26 protein-coding genes are annotated in these 21,322 nt (G+C 48.0%); 11 read left to right on the top strand and 15 right to left on the bottom strand.

Annotation, left to right across the window (positions count from 1 at the left end; translation table 11 throughout):
* Positions 1 to 2: 2 nt before the first annotated feature.
* Genes ESP131_RS11070 through ESP131_RS11050 form a run of 5 tightly spaced genes read right to left on the bottom strand, consistent with a single transcriptional unit; the run spans position 3 to position 7,281 of the window.
* On the bottom strand, positions 3 to 2,639 hold the full coding sequence (locus tag ESP131_RS11070) for an ABC transporter permease (protein ID WP_069940733.1): 2,637 nt from the start codon (positions 2,637 to 2,639) through the stop codon (positions 3 to 5).
* Positions 2,640 to 2,641: 2 nt separating this feature from the next.
* Positions 2,642 to 3,070, bottom strand: coding sequence for an NUDIX hydrolase (locus ESP131_RS11065; protein WP_069940732.1), 429 nt, complete (start codon positions 3,068 to 3,070; stop codon positions 2,642 to 2,644).
* 52 nt (positions 3,071 to 3,122) lie between these two features.
* Positions 3,123 to 5,768 (bottom strand): ABC transporter permease, encoded by a 2,646-nt coding sequence (locus ESP131_RS11060; RefSeq protein ID WP_069940731.1) that lies wholly within the window; start codon positions 5,766 to 5,768, stop codon positions 3,123 to 3,125.
* A gap of 19 nt (positions 5,769 to 5,787) precedes the next feature.
* The gene (locus ESP131_RS11055) at positions 5,788 to 6,558 is read right to left on the bottom strand and encodes a hypothetical protein (RefSeq protein ID WP_069940730.1); all 771 of its coding nucleotides are present in this window, start codon (positions 6,556 to 6,558) and stop codon (positions 5,788 to 5,790) included.
* 27 nt (positions 6,559 to 6,585) lie between these two features.
* Positions 6,586 to 7,281, bottom strand: a complete 696-nt coding sequence (locus tag ESP131_RS11050) for an ABC transporter ATP-binding protein (RefSeq protein ID WP_029341787.1) — start codon at positions 7,279 to 7,281, stop codon at positions 6,586 to 6,588.
* A gap of 168 nt (positions 7,282 to 7,449) precedes the next feature.
* On the opposite strand from ESP131_RS11050, the gene ESP131_RS11045 reads away from it, so the two are divergent.
* Genes ESP131_RS11045 through ESP131_RS11025 form a run of 5 tightly spaced genes read left to right on the top strand, consistent with a single transcriptional unit; the run spans position 7,450 to position 12,124 of the window.
* The gene (locus ESP131_RS11045) at positions 7,450 to 8,307 is read left to right on the top strand and encodes an efflux RND transporter periplasmic adaptor subunit (protein ID WP_029341786.1); all 858 of its coding nucleotides are present in this window, start codon (positions 7,450 to 7,452) and stop codon (positions 8,305 to 8,307) included.
* Positions 8,307 to 8,984: an ABC transporter ATP-binding protein gene (locus ESP131_RS11040; protein WP_047391338.1), complete on the top strand. Its 678-nt coding sequence runs from the start codon at positions 8,307 to 8,309 to the stop codon at positions 8,982 to 8,984. The genes ESP131_RS11045 and ESP131_RS11040 overlap by 1 nt, the downstream gene beginning before the upstream one ends.
* Positions 8,981 to 10,126, top strand: a complete 1,146-nt coding sequence (locus ESP131_RS11035) for an ABC transporter permease (protein WP_069940729.1) — start codon at positions 8,981 to 8,983, stop codon at positions 10,124 to 10,126. Before ESP131_RS11040 ends, ESP131_RS11035 begins: the two co-directional genes overlap by 4 nt.
* Positions 10,127 to 10,142: 16 nt before the next feature.
* Positions 10,143 to 10,814: a response regulator transcription factor gene (locus ESP131_RS11030; RefSeq protein ID WP_069940728.1), complete on the top strand. Its 672-nt coding sequence runs from the start codon at positions 10,143 to 10,145 to the stop codon at positions 10,812 to 10,814.
* On the top strand, positions 10,811 to 12,124 hold the full coding sequence (locus ESP131_RS11025) for a HAMP domain-containing sensor histidine kinase (RefSeq protein WP_069940727.1): 1,314 nt from the start codon (positions 10,811 to 10,813) through the stop codon (positions 12,122 to 12,124). The genes ESP131_RS11030 and ESP131_RS11025 overlap by 4 nt, the downstream gene beginning before the upstream one ends.
* Positions 12,125 to 12,215: 91 nt before the next feature.
* Here ESP131_RS11025 and ESP131_RS11020 read toward each other — a convergent pair whose 3' ends face one another.
* The 4 genes from ESP131_RS11020 to ESP131_RS11005 all read right to left on the bottom strand — a co-directional run bounded on the left by ESP131_RS11020 (position 12,216) and on the right by ESP131_RS11005 (position 14,850).
* On the bottom strand, positions 12,216 to 12,530 hold the full coding sequence (locus ESP131_RS11020) for a hypothetical protein (protein WP_029341781.1): 315 nt from the start codon (positions 12,528 to 12,530) through the stop codon (positions 12,216 to 12,218).
* 9 nt (positions 12,531 to 12,539) lie between these two features.
* A complete protein-coding gene (locus tag ESP131_RS11015; protein ID WP_231925622.1) occupies positions 12,540 to 13,370 on the bottom strand; it encodes a DUF2268 domain-containing putative Zn-dependent protease in 831 nt (276 codons plus the stop codon).
* A 203-nt stretch (positions 13,371 to 13,573) separates the two neighbouring features.
* On the bottom strand, positions 13,574 to 14,005 hold the full coding sequence (locus ESP131_RS11010) for a hypothetical protein (RefSeq protein ID WP_047391352.1): 432 nt from the start codon (positions 14,003 to 14,005) through the stop codon (positions 13,574 to 13,576).
* Positions 14,006 to 14,043: 38 nt separating this feature from the next.
* The gene (locus ESP131_RS11005) at positions 14,044 to 14,850 is read right to left on the bottom strand and encodes a phosphotransferase (protein WP_047391424.1); all 807 of its coding nucleotides are present in this window, start codon (positions 14,848 to 14,850) and stop codon (positions 14,044 to 14,046) included.
* 138 nt (positions 14,851 to 14,988) lie between these two features.
* Here ESP131_RS11005 and ESP131_RS11000 point away from each other — a divergent pair, with 138 nt between their 5' ends.
* Positions 14,989 to 15,345, top strand: coding sequence for a potassium channel family protein (locus ESP131_RS11000; RefSeq protein WP_029341777.1), 357 nt, complete (start codon positions 14,989 to 14,991; stop codon positions 15,343 to 15,345).
* Here the strand turns inward: ESP131_RS11000 and ESP131_RS10995 are convergent.
* Genes ESP131_RS10995 through ESP131_RS10990 form a run of 3 tightly spaced genes read right to left on the bottom strand, consistent with a single transcriptional unit; the run spans position 15,303 to position 16,270 of the window.
* On the bottom strand, positions 15,303 to 15,683 hold the full coding sequence (locus ESP131_RS10995; protein WP_069940726.1) for a hypothetical protein: 381 nt from the start codon (positions 15,681 to 15,683) through the stop codon (positions 15,303 to 15,305). The genes ESP131_RS11000 and ESP131_RS10995 overlap by 43 nt on opposite strands.
* 45 nt (positions 15,684 to 15,728) lie before the next feature.
* Positions 15,729 to 15,863, bottom strand: coding sequence for an ATP-binding protein (locus ESP131_RS16675; protein WP_156772511.1), 135 nt, complete (start codon positions 15,861 to 15,863; stop codon positions 15,729 to 15,731).
* Positions 15,860 to 16,270 (bottom strand): TIR domain-containing protein, encoded by a 411-nt coding sequence (locus ESP131_RS10990; protein WP_047391361.1) that lies wholly within the window; start codon positions 16,268 to 16,270, stop codon positions 15,860 to 15,862. The genes ESP131_RS16675 and ESP131_RS10990 overlap by 4 nt, the downstream gene beginning before the upstream one ends.
* Before the next feature lie 158 nt (positions 16,271 to 16,428).
* On the opposite strand from ESP131_RS10990, the gene ESP131_RS10985 reads away from it, so the two are divergent.
* The 3 genes from ESP131_RS10985 to ESP131_RS10975 are packed head-to-tail and all read left to right on the top strand — an operon-like array spanning position 16,429 to position 17,827.
* Positions 16,429 to 16,923, top strand: coding sequence for a sigma-70 family RNA polymerase sigma factor (locus ESP131_RS10985; protein ID WP_047391364.1), 495 nt, complete (start codon positions 16,429 to 16,431; stop codon positions 16,921 to 16,923).
* Positions 16,920 to 17,375: a hypothetical protein gene (locus ESP131_RS10980; protein WP_047391368.1), complete on the top strand. Its 456-nt coding sequence runs from the start codon at positions 16,920 to 16,922 to the stop codon at positions 17,373 to 17,375. The genes ESP131_RS10985 and ESP131_RS10980 overlap by 4 nt, the downstream gene beginning before the upstream one ends.
* A gap of 14 nt (positions 17,376 to 17,389) precedes the next feature.
* Positions 17,390 to 17,827 (top strand): GNAT family N-acetyltransferase, encoded by a 438-nt coding sequence (locus ESP131_RS10975; protein WP_047391371.1) that lies wholly within the window; start codon positions 17,390 to 17,392, stop codon positions 17,825 to 17,827.
* Here ESP131_RS10975 and ESP131_RS10970 read toward each other — a convergent pair.
* On the bottom strand, positions 17,819 to 18,202 hold the full coding sequence (locus ESP131_RS10970; RefSeq protein ID WP_047391374.1) for a GNAT family N-acetyltransferase: 384 nt from the start codon (positions 18,200 to 18,202) through the stop codon (positions 17,819 to 17,821). The genes ESP131_RS10975 and ESP131_RS10970 overlap by 9 nt on opposite strands.
* On the bottom strand, positions 18,199 to 18,864 hold the full coding sequence (locus ESP131_RS10965) for an HAD family hydrolase (protein WP_069940725.1): 666 nt from the start codon (positions 18,862 to 18,864) through the stop codon (positions 18,199 to 18,201). The genes ESP131_RS10970 and ESP131_RS10965 overlap by 4 nt, the downstream gene beginning before the upstream one ends.
* Positions 18,865 to 18,903: 39 nt before the next feature.
* Here ESP131_RS10965 and ESP131_RS10960 point away from each other — a divergent pair, with 39 nt between their 5' ends.
* The gene (locus tag ESP131_RS10960) at positions 18,904 to 19,749 is read left to right on the top strand and encodes an alpha/beta fold hydrolase (RefSeq protein WP_069940724.1); all 846 of its coding nucleotides are present in this window, start codon (positions 18,904 to 18,906) and stop codon (positions 19,747 to 19,749) included.
* Complete coding sequence (locus ESP131_RS10955; RefSeq protein ID WP_069940723.1) at positions 19,746 to 20,435, top strand: alpha/beta fold hydrolase; 690 nt, start codon at positions 19,746 to 19,748, stop codon at positions 20,433 to 20,435. The genes ESP131_RS10960 and ESP131_RS10955 overlap by 4 nt, the downstream gene beginning before the upstream one ends.
* On the opposite strand, the gene ESP131_RS10950 is transcribed toward ESP131_RS10955, so the two are convergent.
* Positions 20,397 to 21,257, bottom strand: coding sequence for a sensor domain-containing diguanylate cyclase (locus ESP131_RS10950; protein WP_029341767.1), 861 nt, complete (start codon positions 21,255 to 21,257; stop codon positions 20,397 to 20,399). The two genes, ESP131_RS10955 and ESP131_RS10950, sit on opposite strands and share 39 nt — an antisense overlap.
* Positions 21,258 to 21,322 lie beyond the last annotated feature (65 nt).

The raw sequence follows: 21,322 nt of genomic DNA, 5'->3' as shown, positions 1-21,322 counted from the left end.
GATTACGAAGCATCTTTCAGTTCTTGATACGGTTGAACACGTGCGGCCAGTTGTGCTGGGATAAAGGCAGCGATGACACCGAACAAAATTGGTAAGGAAAGCGATACGCCAATCAACAACGGTTCATTCCACGGTACGAGATCGTACAAGACATAAATCGTCGAATAGGCAACGATCAATCCAATGATGCCGGAAATTAAACCGACTAGGAAGCCTTCGAGGACGATCAACTGACGGATCGCTCCGTTCGTCCAGCCGAGTGCTTTTAAGACAGCGAGTGAGGCGCGGCGATCGGTGACGTTTTGCCACATAATCTCTCCTGTCGTCAAAATAGCGATTGTGATTGCAACTCCCATCGTCACGTAATGCATCGGACCGACTTGCAGGGCAACGAATTGACCAAGCCACGACGTGTAAAGAACACCTTGTAAATGGAACGTCACGAATAAGAAGAACGTCAGCAGTGCCGTCGGTAGAGCGATTGAGAGGACGGATAGGCTATTGCGCTTCCATTTCCCGATCAGTTCCTTTAGTGCGAGTGTCGCGGTCGAACGAAGTTTCAGTCCGACGCGAGCGGCTTTCGCGTATTCACCGGTCTTGATCGCTTCGTACGGTGAGATGCGGCGAATCGTCCACGCCGACCAAGCGGCACCAGCGAGGTAGATGACGAGACTGAACAGCGCAATCCAGAGGAGACTCCAGCCGTTCATCGCTTCATTACGGACATATGAGAAGATGCCTTCGACGATCAAGGCGACTGTTGAGACAAATCCAGCGAGGATCGCTGCCTCGATCAAAACGATTTTGTAGAGGTCCTTCGTCCGCCAGCCGAGAGCGAGTAAGACAGCGAATTCTTTCCGGCGGGCGAGCATTGAGACATAACTCGTCGCGAGGACATAGACGATCGCGACCGCAAGCATCGCGAAGATGACACCTGAAAATCCGACGCTCGTCTCGCGGAAGATCGTCATCGCAGCACCGATGTGGATCCATGGTTGTTCAATCCAACCGAGCGTCTTCCCGTCATCGACGACCTTCGTGACGACCGGTTGTGGGGAAGAACCTTTGGTGATAGTGACCATTAATCCGGTTTTCTGTTCGATTTGCTTTTTCACGTCTTGGAGTAGTCGCTCCGACTCTTCACTGACGGTCGAAGCCCCCTTGATTTTAAGACGAATCGAAGAAATCGCTTGTTCTCCATTGACTGCTCGCGCGCTGTCAATCGTCGTCAGGATGTTTGGAGAACTCGTCAACAGTCCGACGGGATTACCAGACGTATCAATCGATTTCGCTGGGTTGACGGGTTCGCCCTTCGCATCTAAAACAAGATCGGCAGACGAAGGACGATAAGTTTCCATTGGTAACTCGTTCAGCGGGTCTTTTGAGACTTTGATGTTATTAGGATCGTATAGACCAACGACTTTAAATTGTAAAAATGGAAAGATGATACTAGATGAGCCCGGTTCTGGTCTTTTGACCTTTTGTCCCATTGATGTGAGGGAACGAAACCCTTTATCAGAAATAAGTTCCTTCTCAAAACCGATTCCTGAAATTCGTGTCGGCGTCGCGGATACTTCAAAAGCTGTGATCCATCGGCTTGAAAACGGACTAGCCGTTGATTGGAATCGAAGAGGACCGGATTGATAAACCAATTGTCCTCCTTCTGCATATTCAGAATCCGTTTGTATGCTGTTTGTCTTTTCAACCATCGTTCGCAGATAGGTTTCTTCTACTTTAGCGGTTGGGATGGACAGGTGTTGAATATTCTTAGCGGGATAAGAGGCAAGAGGAGAATCGATAATAGACCGTTTTGGTTGTGATTTGATGACCTTATTAATTAGTTTTTGCTGATCTTGTTCGGTTTGATAAGGAGCATCGAGACGTTCGATATCATAGTCGTAACTTCCTTTATTAAAGGAGTTCGGATTTACTAAAATCGGGATGATGTTTCGATTATTAGCAGTATCTGACTCATGGTGGTCGGTCGAATTGAAGTATCGGGATTTGTTCGTCGTACGCACACTCTTGTCCAAACCGACCAGCCGTGCTTCTTCTTTTGGATCAATACCGACGATCAGGACTGGATTTCTAGCGACAGCCGTTGAAAAACCATCAATTTGTTCAGAAATGAATGAAGCGTTCTCAGGAACTTGAACTTTTGTTCCTTGAGCAAGATGAAGCACAGTTTTTGATTGTCGCTCCTTCTTGAAGCCGTTTTGAATATAAGTGGTTTCTGTAAAACGATAGATTCCTGGTGTGGAAGGAATTTTAATCGCTTTTTCAAAGGAAACATTAGACATGACATACCCCATGACAGCGACCGGGGCTGCAATATCAACCTCATTCATTTGTTTGATTTGTTGATATTGTTTAAACGAAATCCCACCATTGATCCCATTGAGATAATTCGGTTCGAGTAAATTATTTGATTCCGTCGTCATCTGACTGCCTTTCGGTCGGACGACGATATCATACGCAGACGACCATTTCTTTTGTAACGTCTGTTCGACCGTTCCTTGACTGGAGTCGGTCAAGTTGAACATCAAACTGAGCCCGGCACTGATGATGAGGGCACCGACAAGCGTCAGGATGAATTTCCCGCGCTGCCGGCGCCATTGATTTAAGACAAAACGGAACATCGTCATTCCTCCTTGTATGGGGTAAAGGCTACGAAAAATGGATGAGACTGTTCATCTAAGATATGTAAGATTCGTTCGCTGAAGTTCGACCACGTTACGCGTCGTAACACTTCTTCGAGCGGAAAAAAACCGACTGCTAAACTTTCGCTGCTCGTCTGCGGTTGGCCACCAATCGCTTTGGCAATCCAACAAGTCGCACAGACATTCGCCTCGAGGTTTTGATAGATGCCGCAAAATTTCACGATTTCAATCTCAATTCCAGACTCTTCTTTGACTTCGCGAATGATACCGTCAGCTGCACTTTCTCCAGGCTCGACGATGCCACCCGGAAACTCCCAGCCGCGATCCGGTCCTTGGATTAAAAGAATCTCGTTTTGGTCATTCAAGACGACCGCTCCTGCTGATAACGAATAAATCGATGTCGGTAACATAGACTTCCTCCTGTGAAGAGAGGGACAACGCCTGTTGCCCCTCCGCCAAATATTAAGATGCATCTTTCAGTTCTTGATACGGTTGAACACGTGCTGCCAGTTGTGCTGGGATGAAGGCTGCAATGACACCGAACAGAATCGGTAGGGCGAGCGATACGCCAATCAACAACGGCTCATTCCAGGGAACAAGATCGTATAGAACGTAAATCGTCGAGTAGGCGACAATCAGTCCAATGACTCCGGAGATGAGACCGACGAGGAAGCCTTCAAGGACGATCAACTGTCGGATTGCGCCGTTCGTCCAGCCGAGTGCTTTTAGGACGGCGAGCGATGCCCTACGATCGGTGACGTTTTGCCACATGATCTCACCAGTCGTTAAGATAGCGATCGTGATCGCAACACCCATCGTCACGTAATGCATTGGTCCGACTTGCAGGGCAACGAACTGACCGAGCCACGAAGTGTAAAGAACACCCTGTAAATGGAACGTCACGAACAGGAAGAACGTCAAGAGCGCCGTCGGTAGAGCAATCGAGAGGACCGACAAACTGTTCCGCTTCCATTTCCCGATTAGTTCTTTTAGTGCGAGTGTCGCGGTCGAACGAAGCTTCAGTCCGACACGAGCTGCTTTCGCGTATTCACCGGTCTTAATCGCTTCGTACGGTGAGATGCGACGAATCGTCCACGCTGACCACGTCGCACCAGCCAGGTAAATGACGAGACTGAACAGCGCGATCCAAAGAAGACTCCAGCCGTTCATCGCTTCGTTACGGACATACGAGAAGATCCCTTCGACAATTAAGGCAACCGTAGAGACGAATCCAGCGAGGATCGCTGCCTCGATCAAGACGATTTTGTAGAGGTCCTTCGTCCGCCAGCCGAGTGCGAGTAAAACAGCGAATTCTTTTCTGCGCGCGAGCATCGAAACATAACTCGTCGCGAGGACATAGACGATGGCGACGGCGAGCATTGCGAAGATGACACCGGAGAACCCGACGCTCGTCTCGCGGAAAATCGTCATCGCAGCACCGATATGAACCCATGGTTGTTCGATCCAACCGAGTGTTTTGCCTTGTTCGACGACTTTCGTGACGACGGGTTGCGGGGAAGAGCCCTTAGTGATCGTAGCGACAAGACCAGGATCTCTCTCGATGGTTGCTTTGATTTGTTGTAAGAGCTGATCTGACTTTTCGTTGAGTGTTTCGCCACCTTTGATTTTTAGACGAATCGATGAGATCGATTTGTTGCCTCGATATTGCTGTGCACTGTCTAGAGTCGTCAACATATTCGGTGAGTTAGTCAGTAATCCGACTGGGTCGCCTGAAGTATTGATAGATTTAGCTGGATTGATTGGTTTTCTATTTGCATCTAAGACCAGATCAGCTGAAGAAGGGCGATATGTCTCCATCGGTAACTCATTAAGTGGATCTTTTGATACACGAATTTTGTTAGGATCATAAAGTCCGATGACATTCATTGAAAAGCCGGGAGAATAATAAATATCATTCCCGCTACCCATAGTGTCTTTTACTTTTTTTTCTAACGAATGCGTGGAACGATATCCGGTTTTAGGTAAAGCGTTCGTATCCTTTAAAAATGGATTCGTGACTTGAATTTTCTGACTCTCAACTTGGTAGGCATTTGACCAACGCGCGGCAAACGGACTTTTTTCAGATTGGTACGTTAGCGGTCCAGTCGTGATTTCGAGTTGTAAGTAATCAGAAATCGTTGCATCATCTAATCGTGATGATTGAGTATTTTTGGTTGGAGTATTCGTTAAAGTGCTAAAAAATTTTTGCTCAACATCTTTTGAAGAGATCTTAAATTTTTTGATTGTTTTACTTGGAATCTCATTCAACATCTCAAACGCAGGTGTAAAATCCTTTGGAATCTTTGAAAAAAATGTATTTTGTTGTTTTTGTGTATCGAATGGAACATCTAGTCGTTCGATTGAATACTGAAAAGTCCCTTGATTAAATGAATTTGGATTTAAAAGAATGGGAATGGTATTTGAATTTGCTTTTTCGGTAGCTTTATCATTTTTAGTAAAATAGCGACTATTTCCTTTTGAAGGAATGATGCTACGGTCAAGAGCCACTAACTTGGCTTCAGCTTCAGGATCAATTGCTACAAGCAAGCTGAATGTTCGAGGATAGATGATTCGCGACGTAGACTTAGTTGTAAAGACTCCTGGTATATCAGCAATACGTGCGTTTTTATTGCCATTGACACTATAAACGGCTTCGTCGCTTAGGATTTTTTTCCCGAAACCATTAGGTGATGTCAGCGTTTCTCTCAAACGGTAAAAGCCAGGTTTATTGGGAACGTCCCATTGCTCATCAACGCGTAAGCCAAGTTTGACATAACCCATCACGGCGACGGGTGCAGCAGTTTCAATGTCCTGCATTTTCTTGATGGTTTCGTATTGTTTGAAGGAAATTCCACCATCGATTCCATTCAAATAGTTCGGTTCAAGTAAATCATTCGACTCACTTGCAAGCTGACTTGCCTTCGGTCGTACGACGATGTCGTACGCAGACGACCATTTCTTTTGTAATGTTTGTTCGACCGTCCCTTTACTGGAGTCGGTGAGGTTGAACATCAAACTGAGTCCAGCACTAATGATGAGCGCACCGACGAGCGTCAGGATGAATTTTCCGCGCTGCCGACGCCAGTGATTGATGACGAAACGAAGCATATGTAGTCTCCTTTGTATGTTATTGGGAGAGCTGCGTCTTTAAATAACGCGTAAGATCTTGTTCAAAATGGTGAATCGCTTGTGCATCGAGTGCTTCTATTTCTGCTTGCGCCGCGTAGCGAGTGACGAAATAAGGGGAGAGTGGCGTCACCAGATGAATGCGCTCTGTCCAGTCTGTCAATGATTCATGGCTTCGCCGTCTGAGGGCACGTGGTAAGCGTTGATTAAAATCAAATAGCATCAGACGCAATGATTCTTCAGGCGGAGTAAGCACCGATTGAAGATTTATTTGTTGGACATAACTTTCAGGAGATGGTTGGACCCAATGGTTTGCTTCACTTTCAAATTCTCGTGATTGTGATGAACGTCGCTGACGACGAAGAATCCGGTATGCTACGAAAGCAACGAGTACAAGTACAGCGGTTAAGAATAGAAGTTTATTGGAGGAGGATGTGCCTTCTACAACATTCAAAACAGAAAATGGAGGAAGATCCTTTACCTTTCGACCGCGTGGCGTTCCTCCCGTATTTTTACTTTTTTCATCGGACGTTCCCAGATAGACGCCGTCTTCTTTTTCATCAATTTTGTCATCGAAATTACAACTGTTTTTTGTGAAGAATAAATTGGATAAGTCGTTATGATTACATCCCCGAACGATCGTCGTCTCCTGTTCCGAGAAGTCCGCATTCTGAAACGCTTCATACGCGGACTGCGTCGATACCGATAGCAACAGAAAAACGACAATTGAGCCGATGAAGCTCACAATCAGTTTGCTGCGAAACGTTTGCAACGCGAACACCTCCTAAGAGAATGAAACTTAGACACTTTGCACTGTGCGCTTTCGGCGGTCTTCGACGATCCGACCATCCTGCATGAAGAGAATCCGGTCAGCACGTTCCGCGAGTTCCAAATCGTGTGTGACAAATAAAACGCCACACTTGGCTTCACGATGGAGCTCTAGTAACAACTCAAAAATTGCATCACCGGTCACGGAATCGAGATTACCGGTTGGTTCGTCCGCAAGAATCCATTGTGGATGATGAAGCAGGGCACGGGCGATCGCGACCCGTTGTTGTTGACCACCGGATAATTGAGCAGGTAAAGCATTCCGTTTGTCGTCGAGTCCAACCCGTTCGAGTAACTCGAGAATCCGCTCCTCTTGATTGAAGGATGTCTTTTGCTTTAACAAGGCGACCTTTAAGTTCTCAGATACCGTCAGTGCCGGTAATAAGTGAAACTGCTGGAAGATGAAGCCGATCTCTTGCGAGCGGAATTGCGATAACCGTTTGTTCTTCCAAGACGTGATATCCTGCCCGTCATAAAGAATCTGCCCGGACGTCGGGCGATCAAGCGAACCAAGGAGACTCAGGAACGTTGATTTTCCAGACCCGGATGGACCGACGAGTGCCGTTACCTCACTGTGCGAAAACTGACCGTTTAGTTGATGCAAGACATCGGTCCGGACACCGCTTCGTTCGAATGTATGCGAAATATCTTGAAAGGTAATATCCATATGACCACTCCTTTTACATAATTTGGTTATGTTCAGTGTATTATTTTTAGAAAATTTTGTCTATTGCGTTTTTATTTCTGATCCAACCACTTTTTTAACATTTATTCATAGTTGGTTCATAACTTCTCCTTATGATCGGATTAATACCAATCAAGGGAGTCATTTAACATGAAACGAACACGCAAGAAATGGTTATGGATCAGTGGAGGGGTCATCCTGGTACTCCTATTAATCGGTTCCACGCTCTTTTTAGGACGAGGAGAGGCACAAGAAACGAAGGAGGTCGTCGAGTCGAAAACATTACAAACATTCTTCTACTTCTCAGGCACGCTTGAAGCGAAAGATCGACAGACGGTCATCAGTGATCGTGATGTCCGTGTCACTGACGTTCGATTTGAAGAAGGGGATACCGTCAAGTCGGGTCAAACGATCATCAGCGTCGAAGGAGGAGAAGATTTCAAGGCACCACGCTCCGGACAACTCGTTCGTCTTGACGTCACGGAAGGCGAAGCGTATGCCCCGAATACCGTCCTTTTCGTTGTTGCAGACAACAAAGCGTTGATCGCTCGTCTGAAAATTGATGAACAAGATATCGAACGGATTGAAGTTGAAGATACGATTGAACTACAGACGGATGCATCTGATAAGACCATCAAAGGAAAGGTCGAATCGATTAGTCCGGAAGCTGTGACGGAAAATGGGAGTACGTATTTCAATGCAAAAGTGTCGGTACCGAGCTCTTCAAACTGGTTACCCGGCATGACGGTCGAGGGACGTTTACCGTATCAACTCGCACAAGATGTACCTGTCTTATCGCTCGATGTCATTTCGTATTCGAAGTCGGATCGTCCGTATGTGTATGTGAAAAAAGACGGGGAAACGACTCGTCAATACATCGAGACGGGCGTGACGGACGGACAAGATATTGAAATCAAGGACGGATTGTCTGCCGGAGACGAAGTCTTCCTGCCGAGTGATGACGGTGGTTCTGGTCTTCTTCCGACTCCACCAGGAGGTGCGTCCTGATGCCGGTCGTTGACTTGCAAGAAATCCAAAAAACTTACGGCGATGGAACCAATCGTCACATCGTCCTCGATCGAGTATCGCTGACGATCGAGGCTGGTGAATATGTGACGATCCTCGGACCTTCGGGTTCAGGAAAATCAACGCTGATGAATATCATCGGATGCCTCGATGTCGCTTCAAACGGCGTCTATCGCTTGCAGGAGCAGCTCGTCCACGATCTATCCGAGGATCAGCTAGCGACGATTCGCAATGAAGAGATTGGCTTCATCTTTCAACAGTTCCAGTTGCTGCCGCGCATGAGCGTCTTACAAAACGTTGAATTACCGCTCATCTATGCCGGCGTCTCGCGCAAAGAGCGCCGCGCGCGCTCGCTTGAAATCTTGGAACGTGTCGGATTGACAGATAAAGCCGATGCCTTACCGAGTCAACTGTCCGGTGGTCAACAACAACGGGTTGCGATCGCACGGGCGCTCGTGACGCGACCGACGATCTTACTCGCCGATGAGCCGACCGGAGCGCTCGATCAAAAGACAGGGAAACAAATCATGGAGTTGTTCGAGAGCCTCTCGGAGGAAGGGAAGACGATCATCATGATTACACACGATGTCAATATTGCTAAGCAAGCCCGCCGGATTATCCGGATCGAGGATGGTCAGGTGACGGAGGTGACGACATGATTCGCGAAACGTTACGGATGGCATGGTCGAATATCTGGCATCATAAGATGCGGTCGTTCTTGACGACGCTTGGTGTCATCATCGGTGTCGCGTCGATCATCGCCTTGATTTCAATCGTCAACGGCGCGACGGCCTCAATCAATGAAGAGGTCGCGTCGTTCGGTGCCAATAAATTAACGGTCCAAACGACAGAGACGCCGTTGAAAGAAGGATTATCACCTGCACAACTGGAAGAGTTAAACACGATTAAAGGAGCACGCGGTGTCTCACCGACCGTTTCGACGGTTCGGGACGTCCGTTTCGAAAATCACACGCTCGACCAGGTGACGATCGAAGGACGAAACCACATCTATTACCGGGAATCAGAAGATGTCCCGCAAGGACGTGGTATCGTCATCAGTGATGTGAAACAACAGTCGCATGTCGCCGTCGTCAGTCCGTCCGTCGCCCGGACGCTCTATCCGGGTCAGGTCGCGATTGGGGAGACGATCAAGCTCGATGGACTCGATTACCGGATCGTCGGTGTCAGTAACGCAGATGGCGATCAAATCGTCATTCCCTATACGACGGCATTGCGGACGCTTGGGGTGACAGCCGTTAAGCAAGTGGATATCTTCAAGACGGACGCAGCAGACGTCGCGACCGTCAAACGGGATGTCTCGGCAAAGCTGTATCAGTTCTATAACGGACGCGACGATACGTATGACGTCGTCAGCTTGGATGAAGCACTCGATTCGATTGACCAAATCAATACGATGCTCTCGCTCTTGTTGACGGGTATTGCGTCGATTTCCTTGATCGTCGGCGGAATCGGCATCATGAACATGATGCTCGTCTCGGTCACGGAACGGACGACGGAGATTGGCTTACGAAAAGCACTCGGTGCAAAACCACGTACGATCCGCCTTCAGTTCCTCTTGGAATCGATCCTGCTGTCCTTGATAGGTGGGGTGATCGGGATTCTTGTCGGAGCGATGCTCGCATTTGGCGTCAGTCTGATGATCAGCACACCGTTCACACTCTCCGTGAGCACGATTCTGCTTGCAGCCGGATTCTCAATCGGGGTCGGTGTCTTATTCGGTTATATGCCAGCACGGAAAGCGTCCCGTCTGAACCCGATCGAAGCCTTACGAAATGTTTAAGTGAAGGAGGAAGACGATGGTAACGATCTTGATTGCCGAAGATGACCGGAATGTCCGTCTACTATTAGGTGAGACACTCCGGTCCGCCGGCTTTACGGTGATTGAAGCGAGAGACGGAAAAGACGCCCTCGATCAACTCGATCAGAAACACGTCGACCTCGTCGTGACGGATGTGATGATGCCGCACGTCTCAGGAATCGAACTGGTTGAGCTGCTACGTGAATCCGGGTACGAACAACCTGTCTTGATGTTGACAGTGCTGGATTCCTTTCAGGATAAGGAAGCCGGATTCACGACCGGTGCCGATGATTATATGGTCAAGCCAGTTGATTTGGACGAGCTCTTACTGCGGATCCGAGCGCTGTTACGCCGTTCAAAGATCGTAGCAGCACAAGAATTAATCGTTAATTCCCTGCAACTACGGATGACGGATGCGACGGTCGTAACGCCTCGTGGTGAGATACCGTTGCCACAGAAGGAGTTTCAACTGCTCTATCGCTTGTTGGCACATCCGAAGCAGATTTTTACACGTCAGCAGTTGATGGACGAGATTTGGGGATATGATGTCGAGACCGACAGTCGGACGGTCGATGTCCACATCAAGCGGTTGCGTGACAAGTTCAGCACTTATGATGATTTTACGATCGAGACGGTCTGGGGACTCGGTTATAAAGGAGTGATCCAGTGAAGCGCTTCATCCGCTCGATCTCCGGTCGCTTTTTCGTCATCCTATTGGGTTTATTGTTACTACCACTGCTGTTACCTTTCATCATGACGGTCTGGTTCCAGTTCCAAGAAATCGATCAAGATCTGAATAATCAATTGCAACAACGAACGGATCAGATTGAACGATTGATGCAAGACCAAAACCTGTCGTTCGCTGAAGCGAGTCAATACATGGATCAGTCTTTGATTCAAACGACACAATACACGTCGCTCAATCAAGTACAGTCATTATCGGCGTCAGAACGTAACCAGTTACAGCAAAAAGGAGAAATTACGATCGATGGGGCGTGGCTCGAACCGTCGCAATACATTCGCCAAACGGAGACAGGATATCTCGTCTCGACACCGATTGCCGGACAACGCATCCTTGACGGATTACGAACGTCAGCTGGAATCGGTATCGTCATCACGATCGGCGTCGCCTTCATCCTGACCTGGCTTGCCGTCACGCTCGTGACACGACGGATTCGTCGCATCAGTGAAGCGGCGATTGAAGTGACGAACGGGAACTATGATGTCTCGATCAAGGAAGGTGGAAATGATGAGGTCGCACTCCTCGTTGAAAACTTCAACCACATGACCGAAGCACTGCGACGAAACGACCATCTCGCAAAAGATCTCGTCGCCTCGATCTCGCATGAGCTGAAGACACCGATTGCTTCGATTCAAGGATTTTCTAGGTTGTTACAGACAGAAGAAAACTCGGATAAACGGCAGCAGTACTTGACGATCATGGAGCAAGAGAGCACCCGTCTATCACGCTTGACGTCAAATCTCGTCCGCTTATCGCGGCTTGATCATCAGACGATCATCGAGCGGAAACGGTATCGCCTTGATGAACAACTTCGGACATGTCTTTTACTACTGGAACGACAGTGGACGGAGAAATCACTTCGACTGGAGCTTGATTTACCAGAAGTGTCCGTCGAGTGGGAAGAGGAACTGATGCAGCACGTCTGGCTCAATCTGCTTGAGAACGCGATTCGGTTTTCGCCGGAATCGGGAGTGTTAGAAGTGACCTTAAGCGAAGGAAAAAACATTCGCGTCACGATCCGCGATGAAGGACCAGGAATCGCAGAACAGGATTTACCGTACGTGTTCGATCGCTTTTATCAGGGCGAACAGTCACGAGCGAATGAAGGACATGGTCTTGGATTATCGATCGTTAAACGAATCATTGATTTACATGACGGTGAGTTAACGATTAGGAATCATTCGGAGCAAGGCGCAATCGTGACCGTTACGTTGATGGCGCACGAGACGCGTGAATGATGTCAGACGAAAAGGAGCGCAGACTTACACGATGTTATCGTGAAGTGTGGCGCTCCTTTTCATTTGGTTACGTCATCAATTTGAATTCAGCTTAGTTGTCTAGCGTGATATGAATTCTTTGTAATTGTTTTTGTAAAATTGTTCTTTCCAAATAGTCGCCCGCGTCTTGCATGGTTTTAAAGGCATGAGGACTAAAGATTTTAGCACCGTCCTTGAGCCAGTTCGAGCGATACAAGTCGTGTGCTTCACTTCTTGATAAGAAGATACCATCCTCGATTTCGACATCATCGTCTACTCCGAACTGAAAGCCGCAACAAGAACAAAGTTCGAACGAAGCGTCACCATTTTCATAATAAGCAACGTCGTCCATTCGGTCATATCCGCAGACGGGACATGTGTATTTCATGAAAGCACCTCATTGCTCAAGAATCTTTTGATACTTGTATCCTTTTAAGATATCTGTTTGATCCGTATAGGTCCAGTCAGCGATGGACTGGTCGGGATGCGACTCAAAATAATGATTGAGGATATCACGCCCTAACATGTAGTTACTCCAGCGAGGAATCTCTTTTTGTTCGTTACCTAGAACGAAGTCGAGTTGTGATACTTCATGGCTGTTGACGAGATGCACGACATGTTTCTTTGTTGCTTCATCCATCTCGACATTCCAAGGAATGGAAACGTCTTTGACGATTCGCTCGGCAAAGGCATCTGCCTTTCCTTCGACAATGACGGAATTAAGAGTCGTATTTAAACTAAAATCGGGTGTATCCATGAGGACTAAGTGATGATATTCATGTGCCGTCGTATATGCTAAGACGTCTTGATCGTAGTTTGGATCCAGGTAGAGAATGAAAGCATCTTTATAGGCGGCTCCTGTAACACCTTTCATCGGCTGAATATCGAGAGAGGATTCAGGATTAATGGGGGCGACAATAATGGTACTTTTCTTTTTGGGAAGGATCATATGTGAAGCGATGTAGTTTTTTTGGATGATTTTTTTAATGTTGTCCTGCTGTTTCATCAAGTTCTCGATTTTATCGAGTAGCTCTTGTTCGTATACGGTTGATTGCAACATCAGAGAACCTTTTAAGTCGGCTGTCGCGAACTGCTCCTTGTCGCCGACTTTGTCGATATAGCTTAAGACATACTTCGCATAATTCTTTTTATCTACTTCAGGATCATTGTTTTTTAAGGACGCTTGTAGATATTTTTTGTACGGTTCATAGAGAAAAACAATGTTCACTTTACTGTCATCATCAATTTTTACAGATTCGGATTGTATTTTTTCACTCTTTAACATTAGTTGAGTAGTAGGCTGTGATGTCTTTTGCTCTTCTGTACAAGCGGATAAAAGCAGAACGGGAGCAGTTAAAAGTATTATCAGTGATTTTTTCAAAAGACGTTCATCCTCCTCTTTTTTATGGTGTAACAACATCTGTTGTTCAATTAATCTTCTTTCGCCGTATGATCAATGATGATCGGATCACTGTAGGACAAAATGTAAAAATCCTGTTCATGTGTTCTAATGGCAAATAAGTGTAAGTCTCCCCGTTCCGTATAAATTTCCTTCGTTTTCATATACTTTGCAGCAAAGTCACCGAACATCGATTCTTTGGACTTCACGACTGGATACGGATTTCGAAGTTTCTCGTCGATGATGCCGTGCTCTTGCAATGTCCCGAGGAAAACGGCGTACTTTTCAAAACGCATCAAAAAGTAATCGCGCGAAGGATCGTCAATCAAGAGCTTAAATGTTTCGTCAGCGCCATAAAAATAGAAATCAATCGCGTAATGGTCGTTCGCCTTTAACGACATCGTATCCAGTTCAAGATCGTAATCTTCAGTCGTCAGTAAAAAATCGAGATCAATCATCTTCAAAGAAATCACCCCTTTATGATGAACATGGACATTGAACGTTATTTTATCGAGGATTTATCGGTGAACCACTTCTGCCCATGTTCGGCGATGAAACGGTATTCCGCTCGATAATGTGTATCGTGACCGTCTGCTTTCATCTTGATGAAGGCAGCATCGCCGTCCGCAGCTCTTTGATCAATCAACAGATACAGGGCTTCGACACGCAACAATAATAGGGATCGCAGTTCGGAACGCGGTCCTTCATAACCATACGCATCAAGGAATCGACTCACCCGCTCGGAGAAGCTTGCGTCATCTTGCTCTGGTGAATAATCAAGAACGAATCCGTCAGGTGCTTGCCGTCTGCTGCTGAGCGGAACGAACGTATAGAGCGCATAGACGATATCCCACGCACGCGGACCGGGTGCCGCGAGATCAAAGTCAATCACGCCACTCAGTTTTTGATCCTCAAAAATTGTATTGTAAACGGCAAAATCGTTGTGACACATGACTTCGTGTGGACTCGGGGTATTGAGCAACGGTGCCCAGTCCGGTGAGACGTCAAAGTCGACCGTCGCGTCATGGTACTTGCGCATCAGACGCGCGACATCGTCTAGCACGTCGTCTTGCCACATGTATGCCTTTAGCGGATAATCTGCCGTTTCCCCAGGAAGATAGGTTAATATTTCTCGCCCTTGTTCGTCGATGCCGATAAAGCGGGGAACACCAGATAACTGTTTAACTTCCAAGTGGCGCAATAATCGTTGGACGTTTTTGCTGTTCTCTTTTTGTGAGCGATAGACATAGTTTCCTTTTTTATAGACAGCGGAGACATTTCCGCCAGTCAATCGTTGTTCTTCAGACATCATCGTTCCTACTTTCTTTGTTTCATTTGTGATTGCTTACCTATTGGCTCGTCATTATGAATCCGTTTAAAAGAAGCGGATTGTCTTTGCCACGAGACGGGAATCGACTATCAAAAAGCCGAAAGAAGGTCGATTCTCATGCTGGCGTTTTTCATCGTATTTAAGAATATGTACCACGTGCTACGAATCCTCTTTAAGCAACAGGAACAGCAAGCCGTCATGGGGTCCGTCGTCTTTTTACTTGCGATCGGGATGTTCTTTTATCATGGCGTCGAGTCACTTGGGTATCTCGATGCGCTCTATTTGTCGGTCATGACGTTGACGACGGTCGGGTACGGTGATCTACACCCCGTGACACCGCTCGGTAAGATTTTCTCGATGGGATATGTCTTACTTGGGATCGGCATGATCAGTGCCTTGATTGCGAACTTCAACCGTGCGTTACGTCAACATCATGGTGTCGACACACCACCAAAAAAAGAATCAAACGAGTGATTCGTGATGTGTTCGAGGAATGCTTCGACGTCTTCCGTCGAACGAAGATGAACGATTTGGTCGGCCTCATGGGGAGCTGGCGGCTCAATCCGTTGTCGTTGATAGATGTCGTGGTACGACGCATTGCTACGAATCTCCCGTCCATCACGTGTCGAATGGGTTAGTCGATCTGTAAGGGTAGTTTCAGGTAAATCGAACCAGGCGAGGATCGAGCGGAACGTCGAACGGGGAAATTGATCTAACAGTTGCTGACGTCCGGTGCGCAAGGCGTTGGCATTACATAAGATGATCGTTTCGAGGGAAGAAGCGACTGCTTGTTTAATCAACCATCCCGTCAAGTCATGTTTGACGTGATTCGGTCCTTCTGTCGGAACAAGTTCCGGTTAATGATCGAGCAAAAAACGCGCCTGGAGATCCTGATCAATGACAAGGCTTGTTGGTAGCCGCTGAGCAAGCTGTCGGGCGAACGTCGTTTTCCCGGCATGAGTCGGACCGATCGTCAACAGGACGGTCCTCATGACGTCAGTTGTTCTTCCGGTAAGCGATCGGCAAGAATCTGCGCGAGCCAGTCTTCCTTCGTTCCGAAGCAGGGAGTCGTTTGGCCAATATGATAAAACGTACTCGCTAACGGTCCAGTGAAGTAGGTCGCGTCTGGCATACATAAGTAGACGGGGCGATTCGTCGCGAGCGCAATTCCAAGTTCGACATGGCTACTTTTTCCTGCCGGCAACACGAGGACAAAGACATCTGCTTGCTGCACGGCTTCGAACTCCGCAAGACCGATTTGACGAAGTGCTTGAGGATCCTCTGCCCGATCATTCATCGTCCAGTCATATGTTAAGTCGTGACCACGCAAGCGGAGTTCATCGCGGAGCCAGCGAACGGTCAACGTGTGGTCAAAGCGAGAAGCGATATAGAGTTTCATTCTCCGTACATCCTCCTTTTTTATCTCTCTGTGTCCCATCCTATCGAATTCATTCATTCAAGAAAAGGGAATTATAAGAAAAATTTGAAAAAAATGAAACTTTTTAAATGTGTCGCGTATCTAATAGGGAAGTGATTGCAAAAAAGGAGGATGCCGATGTGTTTCGAAAGTCAGGTCCAGCATTATCGGACGCTGCTTTTGAAGCAGCTTTATTCGCAGAAGAAGACTATGTGTACCGTATTTCCTTCATTTATCTGAAAGAGGAGGCGGCAGCGCTTGAGAACGTGCAAGAGGTCGCGTACCGGGCATGGCGCGCGCGAAAGAGTCTACGGGATGCTGCGTATTTTAAGACATGGTTGACGCGCATCACGATGAATTGCGCTTTCCAGCAACATCGAGCGTCGTTTCAGCCGCTCGCGATCGAATCCAGTCAAACGACGTCGTTTGAAGAGCGTCTTGTTGATCGATTGTACCTGGACGATTTACTAGAAGTCCTCGAGCCGACCGAGCGCTCGATCGTCTACTTCCGGTATGAAGAAGATTTGTCACTGCAAGAGATTGCGCAAACCTTCAATGTGCCACTGAGTACGATCAAAAGCACGTTGTACCGCGCACTCGAGAAAGTACGACGACAGAAGGGGATGAGTCTATGAATCACGATCCAAAAATCTTGATCGACGTACCGTCATCTGTCAGGCAACGGACAATTCAGGGCATCCGTAAAGCAAAACGGCGCCGGCGCTCGTTACAAGCTGTTTGCCTTGCTGCCGGTCTAACGATCATCGGCTTTAGTTCCTTGCATGAGACCGTTCCCGAACAATCGTCGCAATCGATGAGGGTCGGCATGTATTATGATGAACACTTTTACAAAGTAGCAAAAGAGATGACGAATTTAGACTGGCAACAGCTGAAAGGGAAACGACTTGGTGTCACGGATGATGTCTTGACCGATACGCAACTAGAACAGGACACATCTGATTTTGCGTCGAACCTCGATGCGTTTACCGTCTATCAAGTCAAGAATGATCCGGTATCTGAGCACGTGTTAGTCGTCGGTGAGGAAGAAGGTCGAGAACGGGTGATGATTCTGTCGCCCACACGATAAGGAGGAAGAGAAAGATGAACATCCGGTCTTGGACAGAAGACGATCTACCGCAATTGGTGGGATTGATGACGCAACTCGGTTATCCGGCAAGCGAGAACGAGTTACGCGAACGATTTTCGCGAATCACCCGTCACCCGGATTATGGATTGCTTGTACTAGAAGAAGACAGGATCCTTCTCGGTTGCGTCGGTCTTTTTCAGGCACAAGCGTTCGAGCATGATACGACCTATGTCCGAATCGTGGCGTTCGTCGTCAACGCGAAACATCGTCGGCAGGGAATTGGACGCCGTTTGATCCAAGCAGCGGAAGACTGGGCCAAAGTGAGAGGCGCAACTGCCGTCTTACTGAACAGTGGCAATCGACCGGAACGCGAAGCAGCCCATCACTTTTATCAAGCGATGGGCTACGGCGTGACGAGTACGAGTTATTCGAAATCATTGTCTTCATCGTGATTGACGGAACCCATGGAAAACGCGGAAACCTTGCTCTTCATAAAAAGAAGCAGATTGACGAGTTGCCAGTAAATCAATTCGTGTCGGATAAGTGTGCTTCAGATGATTGAGTAACTTTCGTCCGTAGCCACGCTTGCGTGCGTCGCGACTGACGAGGAGCTCACAGACGAACGTCGTCACCGAACCGTCCGTCAAAGCGCGGATATAAGCAAGGATTTTTCCGTCAGATTCAAGGACAAAAGCCGCATTCGAATTCCTCCAGGCGTTGCGCGTCCGCTCTTGATCAGCGACGAGATCCTGCCACCCTTCTAATGCGTTCAATCGATGAATCTGCTCAAAATCGTCAAGTTGGAAACGACGGATCTTTTCAGTCATGGCTGGTTCTCCTTTCGTATCAGGTCTTGGAGTGGAGCAGGTAACTGGCGCCAGTCCGAAAATTGCGTATCGGTCAACGGAACATCGCCTGTGCGCTTCCATATCGCCTGCATGCCGAAGGCGCGTGCCGGTAAGATGTCGTGGTCGTAATGGTCGCCGACATAAAGGACTTCGTCCGGGCGAACACCTAAACGGTCCGTTAGGCGCAAGAAAAATGCCGGATTCGGTTTACGGACGCCTTCTTGTTCCGAGATCCCGATCTGTGTAAAGGAGGGAGACAGTCCGATCGCGTCACAGACGGCACGTTGGAACGTCGTCCGACCGTTCGACAGTAAACCGATGGGTAGCTCGGACGATAATTGCGCAAAAAAGTCGTCGACTCCCGGAAAGCTCCTTGCGAAGATCGGGTAACGCGTCACGTAGTCCTGTAGCAGTATTTCAACAGAAAGCGACAACTGGAAGTGAGTAATCATTTCGGCATAGACGACGTCCTTCCAGACCCGCCCGCCTTGATCAAGCAATAAGAACGTCGCGATGTAGTCGGTGATCGGAACATGCGACACTTCACGAAAACGTTGATGCTGATCCCGAAGGAAATGTGGGAGAGAACCGGACCGGTCATGTAACGTCTCGTCTAAATCAAACAATAAAGCACGAATCAAGGTAAACACCATCTTTCAAAGTATAGAGGAGTGATTATAATGGAACGATGTATTCAAGTACTGGGAAAACAAGTGACGTATTATGATGACGGTTCGACAGGTCGACCGTTGTTACTATTGCCATCCCTCGGTGGGACATACCAGGACTGGTCAGACATTTTGACGAAACTAACGCCGGACTACCGGGTCGTCAGCTTCCATCCGCATGAGTGGTCGGAAGATTATATGAACGGGACGACCGGCATCTTACGGCAAATCGAACAGTTCCTGAACGCGACGAATATTACGACTCCGGTCACGCTCGTCGGACATTCTTACGGTGGACTCGTCGCGCAAGCTTTCGCCTTACAATATCCGGAACGTGTAGCTGGACTCGTCCTCGTGGATGCGACATCCGTTGACTTAGCAGAACTCGATCAGCTCGATACACCGACACTCGATCAAGAAGGGGATGACGCAGTCTGGATCGACCGGTTCGAAGAACTATCAAAAGCAACTGATTTACGTGACCGTTTCCCGGACGGGGATGACCGTACGGATTGGAACCCAGCATATTACCGGTCGATGCATGCGATCATCACACAGTGGAAAGCTGATGCGAAAGATCTTCAACCACTCATGCGCGATCTCGGTGTCCCGTTAACGGTTCTTGGACGGGACAAAGCGCAGTCGATCGAGACGATGATGGCTGCTGGTTTTCCGAAAGATGAACTGGAACGGATGGAAGAAAAATGGCAGGAATTGATTCGACGACAGGCGAATCTATCTTATCAGGCGAACGTGACGTTCGTTCCGGGAACGTCGCACATGATGCATCATGATCGTCCGGACGTCATTGCAGAAGCCATATTGACACTACATCAACCGAAGGAGTTTACTGTATGACACGCATGTACGTATTACATGGATTAATGGGAACGGCAACGACACACTTTGCACCACAGCTATCTGCTTTAGCGGATGAGTTTACATTTATTCCGATTGATCTGCCTGGTCACGGAATGACGACGGAGCCAGCAACGGAGGATTACTTATCACAAGCAACACGTGCCATCCGTTCACGGATGGCACAGGAAGGTCCAGGGTGGATTCTCGGCTTGTCGCTTGGGGCGACGCTTGCGATGCAATTGGCACTCGAGCCACCTGACGAACTCGAAGGTGTTATCGTGACGGGTTATTCACCGTTCATTCCGGAAGCGATGGAACCGTTGATGCACGAGCAACGGGACTATTTTCTTAACATCGACCAGCATGCACCGGATATTGCGCTTCAGTTCGAAAAACTGCATGGTCCGACTTGGAAAACGACGGCACGAGCAGTCTTCGATTTGATGACGTTCCGTTTCCCAACAATGACGGAAACGATGTTGCAGTCGATCACGCTTCCAGTCGTCATCCTAAACGGGACGAATGAGGACTACGAAGTCGACGCAACCGCGTTCGTTGCGGCACACGTGCCGAACGTCATCGTCTTACCGGTCGAGGGAGCCGGGCATACAGCGAATCTCGATCAACCGGAACGCTTCAACGCCTTACTGCTTCAGGCGCACCAATCGATGCTGACGACTTAAGCGTTCGTTCACCTTCTCTTGATACATCTGCTCATCTGCCTCATGCAGGACGTCGTCGACACGGCGTCCTGTTGTCGTATGAACAGCGCCGATTGCAAGTTCAATCTCGTGCGTCGCGAACGTCGAGCGGACGTGTTCGACGAACGCTTCAAACGTCTCAATCGATGGACTACTGTCGATCAAGACGAATTCATCACCACCGATTCGGTAGCCATGATCTGTCAAGCGGCGGATGCAGAGTCCTGTTTGTTCAAGCAAGGCATCACCGACCGCATGACCGAACCGGTCGTTGAGCTCTTTTAGTTCATTCAAGTCAAGCAGAATCAACCCATACGTCTTCTCTTGATCGAGCTTGCGGACAGCCTCGTTGAAGGCGTGTCGATTACCGAGCCGCGTTAAGGAATCAATCCGGTATTGATCGAGCAATGCCTGTTGTGATTTCAACTGCTCGTCAATGTTGCGGATCACACCTTGAATGGCAACGATCTGTCCATTTTCGCGAATCGGCGTCGCATATTCTTCGAACCAGACATACGTTTCGTCATTCGTCCGCCAGCGTTGCCGAAACGGCTGCTCGTAGTCACAATCGCCCGAAATCTTCGACATCAAGACTTCGACGTCTTCCGGATGAATGCGTGCGAAACACTCGTCTGGATCCATGTAGCTGGCTGCTGCCACGCCTTTCCCCATATGGTCATCGAGGGAAGGACTGATATAACGAAACCGATATTCCGGCTGCACTTCGAACACGTAGAAGATATCTTTACACAATGCGATCGTATCCGGCTGTTGCTGGCGGAATAACCGGAAACTGATCAACATTAGAAGACCACCTACAATCAATCCCAATACAAATATGACGTCCACCTCCTCTACTCATCGACCAT

Source organism: Exiguobacterium sp. U13-1, from assembly GCF_001750115.1.
GTDB classification, from domain to species: domain Bacteria; phylum Bacillota; class Bacilli; order Exiguobacteriales; family Exiguobacteriaceae; genus Exiguobacterium_A; species Exiguobacterium_A acetylicum.
Note: the sequence above shows the minus strand (reverse complement) of the source record. Positions and strands in the feature narration are given on the sequence as shown.